We start from the raw sequence: 7045 nt of genomic DNA on the forward strand, positions 1-7045 counted from the left end.
GTGTCGAAATCCCCGCAACCCGCCCCGGATGGCAACCACCCCGAATCCACCACGACATCAAAGGCCCCGACACACCCACCACCGGCCCAACCGCCGACGGCCACAACCAGATCGGGCGAGACAAACTCACTGCCGGTCGAGCAGAACTCACTCCGCCTCGGCGGACGCTCGGCTCGGCGATCCGGGTCCACCACCGAGCACCATGTGCGCGATCAGTCCGACGACGATGGCCCAGAATGCGCCGCCGATCCCCCAGAAGGTGACACCGGCGGCGGCGGTGACGAAGGTCAGCGCCGCTGCGACGCGGACTTCGGGTCGTCCGAATGCACCGAGCAGCGCGTTGGCGAAGGTCGCGAGCAGGGCCAGGCCGGCGACCGCCTCGAGCAGGCCGTGCGGGGCGAGGTCGGTGATGGTGACGAGCACCCCCGACAGTGCGGCGAGCACCAGATAGGAGATCCCCGCGCTGACCCCGGCGATCCAGCGTCGTGCCGGGTCGGCACCGGCCTCCTCCCCCGCGGCCAGTGCGGCCGAGAGGGCGGCCAGGTTGATCGCATGACCGCCGAACGGTGCGCCGATCACCGTTCCCGTACCGGTGACGAACATCGCCGGACGCCAGGGGGTCTCGTAGCCGAAGGACTTCAGGACGGCCACCCCCGGCACGTTCTGCGACGCCATCGTGACCACATACAGCGGGATCGCCAGACCGATGATCGACGAGGCGTCGAATTCGGGTGTGGTCCAGGTCATCTGCGGCCACCATGACGACGTTGCCGGGACGCTCACCTCGTGGACGCCGACGTAGATCCCGATCACCACCAATGCGGTGACCAGCGCCAGCGGCAATGCCCACCGGGTCAGCCAGCGGGCGGAGACCAGCCACACGAGCAGGATCGGGATGGTCAGAAGCGGCTGGACGGCAAGCGATTCCATGGGTGCCAGACACAGCACGAGCAACACCCCGGCGAGCATGGCCTGGGCGATCGGCGTGGGAATGCGGCCGATCAGATCCCCCAACGCCGGGATCAGGCCGGTGGCCAGGATCAGCACGCCGACCACCAGGAACGCCCCGACCGCTGCGGGCCAGCCGCCGTGATGGTCGGCGCCGGCGGCGACGAGCATGGCCGCACCCGGCGTCGACCACGCGAGCGTGATCGGAATCCGGTATCGCAGACAGAGCACGATGATGCCCACCCCGAAGGTCACGGTGAGCGCGAGGAGCCCGGAGGCGGCCTGACCGGCATCGGCGCCGACCGCGCGCAGACCCGCCACCACCACGACGAACGACGAGGTGAATCCCACCAGCGCGGTGACGACACCGGCGGTGATCGGTTCGCTCAGCGAGGTCCGGGCGGGGGTGGTCACCGACCCAGCATAACGATATCGTTCTGTTTACGGAACGCATGTTCCCGGACCGGATCTCGACCGGCCGACCCCGCGAAGACCCCAGGATTTCGATGACCACAGACACCGCACCCGGCGATCCGCGGCGCCGGATGGTCGGTGCCCGCATCGCCGACCTCCGGTCGCAGCGCGGGTTGAGTATGTCCGCTCTGGCGCGCGCCGCCGGAATCGGCAAGGGCTCACTGTCCGAACTCGAATCCGGACAACGCAATCCGACGCTCGACACCCTCTACGCCGTCGCGGGACCCCTCGGGGTGCCGCTCACCGCGCTGCTCGGCGGACAGTCCGGCACCGAGGGCGCCGACCCCCATCTCTCGGCACGGCTGCTGCATGTGGAGCATCACCCGGACGGCGGGGTGACCGAGGTGTTCTGGCTGCGTGTCGGGCCCGGGATGCGGGTCTCACCCGCGCACGGCGACGGCGTCGTCGAACACCTTCAGGTGGTGCGCGGACATCTCGTCGCCGGCCCGACCGGCGCGGAATCGGCGGCCGGGCCGGGCGAGAGCCTGCACTGGGTCTCCGACACCGAGCACACCTACCGCAGCGACGACGGCGCGCTGGCCGTACTCACCATCGAGTCACCGGCGGATACCTGAGCGACGGCCGGGCAACCGACCGCGGCTACCAGGTGAGGTGTTCGCGGCAGTGTTCGCTCTCGTCGGACGGGTCGATCTGCACGGTGGCGTGGGCCAGGCCGTGCCGTTCCAGGATCTCGTGCGCCTGCGGAAGCACCTCGGCATTCGGGCAGGCGCTGGTCAGGTGCACGGTGGCCACGTCCATGCCGGTGGTCAGCGACCAGACGTGCAGGTCGTGGACATCGTCGACCTGCGGGATCTCGGCGAGTTCCCGACGCAGTGCGTCGACGTCGAGGTGCGCGGGGGCCTGCTGGTTGAGGATGCGCAGGGCGTCGAGGGCCAGTCGCAGCGCCCGCGGCACCACCCACAGGGCGATCCCGACCGCGACGACGATGTCGGCGTAGCCCCATCCGGTGGTCATGGCGACGATGCCGGCCACGAGCACCCCGACACTGCCGACGGCGTCGGCGAGCACCTCGAGGTAGGCGCCCTTGACCGCGATCGACTCACGGGAATCGGCGCGCAACAACAGCATCACGCCGAGGTTCACCGCGAGACCGATCAGCGCGACGATGATCAGGGTGAGGCCGGGGACCTCGGGGTCGGAGCCGATCCGTTCGATCGCCTCGTAGAGGACGAAGACCGCGACGCCGATCAGCAACACGGCGTTGGCGACGGCGGTGAACACCTCCGCCCGATGCCATCCGAAGGTACGGGTGTCGGTGGTCCGGCCGTGTCGGGCCAGCAGGAGCGCGGTCAGACCCATGACGAGCGCGACCACGTCGGTCAGCATGTGTCCGGCGTCGGCGATCAGCGCGAGCGAGTTGACCGCGATACCGACGGTCAGCTCCACCACGAAGTAGCCGCCGATCAGGCCGACGGCGACGGCCATCGGCCAGATGCGGCGTCGTGCGGCGTCGGCGACGTCGACCGGTGCGTGCGAGTGCGAATGTGAGTGACCCATGACATCCCCAATATATGCATGAGTTCGCATATATGACAAGAGTTAGGTCACCCTCACCGGCCCGCCGCGGGGCGTCAGCGCAGGGTGGCCAGGGCCGACGAGCGTCGCAGACCGGCCACCATCAGCAGGTCCACCAGCAATGATCGGAGTTCGGCGAGCAGCGCCGTCTCCGACAACCCGCGATCGGCGACGAGCTCCGGGCGTGCTTTGCGTGCCACGGTGCGCAACACGCGGGCCGCGTCGGCGGCATCCGGGGACTGGCCCGGGTCGGCGAGCATCATCTCGCGCAGGATCTCGAAGGCACCGGACAGGTCGGCGATGATCTCGACGAGTTCGGGCCGCACCTCTTCACCGCGCTGGGTGATGGCCAGGGCTCGTCGCGCGACCACCCGGAAGTTGCGCACGCCGTTGTCGATCGGGTCGGCGGTCGCCGAGATCTTCTGCAGGCGCATCCGCGAACCCCAGTAGAGCGGTGAGATCGTGCTGATCTCGCGCCCGCCTCGCATGTCCGAGCGCATGGTGTTGATCGCGGCCTGGGTGCCACGTCCTTTGAGCAGTGCGGCGTAGACGAGGTCCTCGTCCTGTTCGCGCAGGCCGGTGGCGAGTTCGGTGGCCGCATCACGCACGATGGCCAGCACACCGGCGGCATCGCGTCGGGCCCGGGCGGTGGGATTGGCCGGCAGCAGTGCCCCCACCAGGATGCCGATCAGGCCACCGGTCAGCGCGTCGATCGCACGATGGAAGCCACCGATCCCACCCGGTGGCAGCAGGGTGGCCACCAGCACCGCCGACGACGCCGCCTGCATCGGGATCAGCGGGCCGTCGTCGAGGAACACCGCGACCGCCATCGCCAGGGCCACCACCACCACGATCTGCCACGCGCCCGAGCCGATCTGGGTGATCAGCAGGTCGCCGACGAGGATCCCGATGGTGACGCCGCCGACGAGTTCGACGGCCCGTCGCCAGCGTCGTCCCAGGGACAGGCCGAGGGAGATGACCGCCGCGATCGGCGCGAAGAAGGGCTGCGCGTGACCGAGGATGTCGAGGGCGAACCACCAGGCCAGGCCGGCCGCCACCGAACACTGCAGGATCGGCCCCGCCGACAGCCACAGCCGCCGGATACGTACCCGCAGCACCGGGGGCAGCGCCTGGAACCGGTCCCGGACCCACGAGATCACGGCGCTCCGCTCAGGCCAGGCCGAGTTCACCCGCAGCGGTCGGGTCGCTGTCGTTCAACAGGTCGAGGCAGCGCAGGTATTCGTCTTCCTCACCGATCGACTGCGCGGCACGCGCGAGTGCGCCGACGCAGCGCAGGAACCCCTGGTTGGGCTCGTGTCGCCACGGCACCGGACCGAATCCCTTCCAGCCGTGCCGACGCAGCTGGTCAAGGCCGCGGTGGTAGCCGGTCCGGGCGTAGCCATAGGCCTCGATGACCTTGCTCTTACCCGGGTCGTCGGCCGCACCGGCCAGCGCGGCCTCGGCGAGATATGCCCACGCGATCGAGGCGGTCGGGTGGGTCGCCGCCACCGTCGCCGGGTCAGCACCGTTCAGCAGGTCCGATTCCGCGTCGTCGTCACCGGTCAGCAGAACCGGCTGAGGGCCGAGGAGGTCTCCGAAGGAAGTCACCTTGTCATTCAATCACCGATGGTCCGGTCTCCCCAGATGATGCTCGTCGGGGCAGTTCGCTAGGGTGAAGTCGCACTGGAGTCGCGTCGCGACCACATTCGCCGAGATCTCGGCGGTTCCTGATGCATTCGAGCGAGGGGGTTCGAGGAAGGTTGGGTGATCACCGATGACGCAGTCCGACGACCAGAAATCGGCCGTCACCAGGGCTTTTTCACGACTGCGTGAGATGGGTGAACGACGCGCCAAGGCCCGCTCGGGTCGTGCCGGCGCACCGCGGAATCCCACCGCCCCGCCGCCCCCGGTCCCGCGGCCGTCGACGCCCGCCCCGTCATCGGGTACCCCGTCGTCGACCACCCCGTCGGGTTCACAAGCCCCGGGCTCACTGTCATCGGCACCGACCGCACCGATCCGGATCCCGGCCGCCCGGCCGACGCCGACCCGGCCGATCACGACCCAGCCGTTGAAGGCCCAACCCGCCGGCCCGGACAAGCCGGAGCCGGACCTGCCCGACGCCGCTGCGACATCCACGTCCCCCGCCGAATCGACCGACGACGCGACCTCGACCTCAGGAGAACAGGTGACCGATCGCCCGACCCCACGCGGAGGCCGCGGAATCGACTCGGCCACCAAGGTGATCGCACGGTCGAGCCTGCCGGACACCAGCGACCTCGAGGACCTGGAGAACATCGATCCGCTGGGCGGGCCGGGCAACACCGACACGCCAGCCGATGCCCAAGAGCCGGCGACCCAAGAGCCGGTCACCCAGCAGCCGGCGACCCCCGAGCATGTGGCCGAGACCGGGACCGCCGACGCGGCCACCGAGTCCGACGAGGCGGCAGACACCGAGCCGGACGACGCGACGACCGACACCGTGGCCGCAGAGGCCGACGACGCGGCCGATGCGCCTGACGCCGACCGCACCGCCGCAGCCACGGACACCGAGGCCGACAGCGCGGCGGCAGCGGACTCCGAGTCGGAATCCGACGAGGCAGGGTCTGGCCAGGTCGAGTCCGGCCAGGTAGAGGACTCCGAGACAGACGAGACCGAGCCGGCGGACTCCGAGGGAGCCGACACCGAATCAGCCGACACCGCGACCGATGCGTCGGCCGGCACCGCTGCCGGTGCCGCCGCGGTGGTGGCCGCAGGTGACGCAGTCGCCGCGTCGAGCGCTGACCCCGAAGCTGCCGACACCGAAGCGGCCACGGACGAGACCGAGACCGACAGCAGCGAGTCGGAAGTCAGCGAGTCGGACGACGCCGGAACCGCACCCGAGTCAGAAGCGGACGAGGCGGAGAGCACCCAGGCTGACAGCACCGAAGCTGACAACACCGAGGCGGCCGAGACCGAGCCGGTCGGGACCGCCGGGGCGGACGAGACAGAAGCCGACGAGGCAGAAGCAGACGAGGCACCGGCCGATTCCGCTGCCGAGGAGGCCGAGGAGCCCGCCGACCAGGTCGAAGAGCCGGTCGCCGACACCGATGACGTCGCCGACGAGATCGATGACGTTGCCGACGAGGCCGAAGCCGCAGCCACCGAGTCCGAGCGGCCCGAGGCAGGCGCCGAGTCGGAAGACGAGCCCGACGCGCAGTCGGTCCAGGACGCAGCGGAAGACGCAGAGGCCGAGGTCGAGGCAGAAGCAGACCCCGAGGCAGACGCCGAGACCGAAGACGCCACATCGGACGACACCGAAGACCCCACAGCCGACACCACTGACGGCAACGCCGACACCGCGACCCAGGTGCTCCCGCGACCGGTGCTGAACAAGCCCGCTGCGGCAGCTGCTGCCGGAACCGCCGCCGCAGCTGCTCCTGCTGCCACCCCCGCAGGTGCTCCCGCAGCAGGCGCTTCCACCCCCGCAGGAGCTCCCACCGCGGGAGCCGCGGCCACCCAGGGGTGGTCGACCACCGCCCATCAGCCGCAGGTCATCCCGGGTTCCACCGACACCCCGTCCGGCGGCAAGAAGCGCAAGGGCGCGATCATCTCGGTGGTCGCCGCGGTCGTCGTCATCGCCGCGATCGTGATCGGCATCGTCGCCTACATGCAGACGCGACCGGTCGCGCCGGAGGATGCTGCCGCCGACGCCGCACAGACCTTCGCCACCGCCGCCTACGACGGTGACCTGGCCACCCTGCGTCAGATCACCTGTGGTGACCGTCAGGCCTACTACCAGGGCATCAGCGACGAAGAGTGGAACCGCGTCTACAACGTGCAGAAGCAGCGCAACGAGCTGGTCCGCGTCCTCAAGGTGAATGCGGTCCGGGTCGACGACAACGGCAACTCGGCCGTCGTCGAGGTGACCGCCGAACGCACCAGCGCCCCCAGCGACCCGCAGGTCGTGGCGATCAACGTGCAGAAGTCCGGCGACGACTGGAAGGTCTGCACCCCGCAGTGACCCGGGATGTGCCGGGCGGGGAGGCGACCCCGCCGGGCGCCGACGACGAGCCCGCCACGCGCCCGCTGTCGGCGCGTGGCCGTCACC

6 protein-coding genes are annotated in these 7045 nt (G+C 70.1%); 2 read left to right on the forward strand and 4 right to left on the reverse strand.

Annotated elements, in window-relative coordinates:
* Nucleotides 1-147: 147 nt before the first annotated feature.
* Nucleotides 148-1362 carry a benzoate/H(+) symporter BenE family transporter gene (locus GD1_RS23525; protein WP_059039939.1) on the reverse strand — a complete coding sequence of 405 codons (1215 nt, stop codon included), beginning with the start codon at nucleotides 1360-1362 and terminating at the stop codon, nucleotides 148-150.
* A gap of 92 nt (nucleotides 1363-1454) precedes the next feature.
* Between GD1_RS23525 and GD1_RS23530 the strand changes: the two genes are divergently transcribed.
* Nucleotides 1455-1997 carry a helix-turn-helix domain-containing protein gene (locus GD1_RS23530; protein WP_059039943.1) on the forward strand — a complete coding sequence of 181 codons (543 nt, stop codon included), beginning with the start codon at nucleotides 1455-1457 and terminating at the stop codon, nucleotides 1995-1997.
* Between the two features lie 25 nt (nucleotides 1998-2022).
* Here the strand turns inward: GD1_RS23530 and GD1_RS23535 are convergent, their stop codons facing one another.
* The 3 genes from GD1_RS23535 to GD1_RS23545 form a co-directional block, all read right to left on the reverse strand.
* Nucleotides 2023-2940 carry a cation diffusion facilitator family transporter gene (locus GD1_RS23535; protein WP_059039941.1) on the reverse strand — a complete coding sequence of 306 codons (918 nt, stop codon included), beginning with the start codon at nucleotides 2938-2940 and terminating at the stop codon, nucleotides 2023-2025.
* Nucleotides 2941-3014: 74 nt separating this feature from the next.
* Nucleotides 3015-4118 carry an FUSC family protein gene (locus GD1_RS23540; RefSeq protein WP_059039945.1) on the reverse strand — a complete coding sequence of 368 codons (1104 nt, stop codon included), beginning with the start codon at nucleotides 4116-4118 and terminating at the stop codon, nucleotides 3015-3017.
* Between the two features lie 10 nt (nucleotides 4119-4128).
* Complete coding sequence (locus GD1_RS23545; protein ID WP_020794304.1) at nucleotides 4129-4566, reverse strand: DUF3151 domain-containing protein; 438 nt, start codon at nucleotides 4564-4566, stop codon at nucleotides 4129-4131.
* A gap of 166 nt (nucleotides 4567-4732) precedes the next feature.
* On the opposite strand from GD1_RS23545, the gene GD1_RS23550 reads away from it, so the two are divergent.
* The gene (locus GD1_RS23550; RefSeq protein WP_059039942.1) at nucleotides 4733-6958 is read left to right on the forward strand and encodes an Rv0361 family membrane protein; all 2226 of its coding nucleotides are present in this window, start codon (nucleotides 4733-4735) and stop codon (nucleotides 6956-6958) included.
* Nucleotides 6959-7045: the final 87 nt, after the last annotated feature.

The sequence above is a fragment of the Gordonia desulfuricans NBRC 100010 genome, assembly GCF_001485495.1.
GTDB lineage: Bacteria > Actinomycetota > Actinomycetes > Mycobacteriales > Mycobacteriaceae > Gordonia > Gordonia desulfuricans.

What these genes read in the sequence shown, in the direction of transcription:
- GD1_RS23530 (WP_059039943.1), top strand. Translation starts at nt 1,455, where the DNA reads ATGACCACAGACACCGCACCCGGCGATCCGCGGCGCCGGATGGTCGGT.
- GD1_RS23535 (WP_059039941.1), bottom strand. Translation starts at nt 2,940, where the DNA reads ATGGGTCACTCACATTCGCACTCGCACGCACCGGTCGACGTCGCCGAC.
- GD1_RS23550 (WP_059039942.1), top strand. Translation starts at nt 4,733, where the DNA reads ATGACGCAGTCCGACGACCAGAAATCGGCCGTCACCAGGGCTTTTTCA.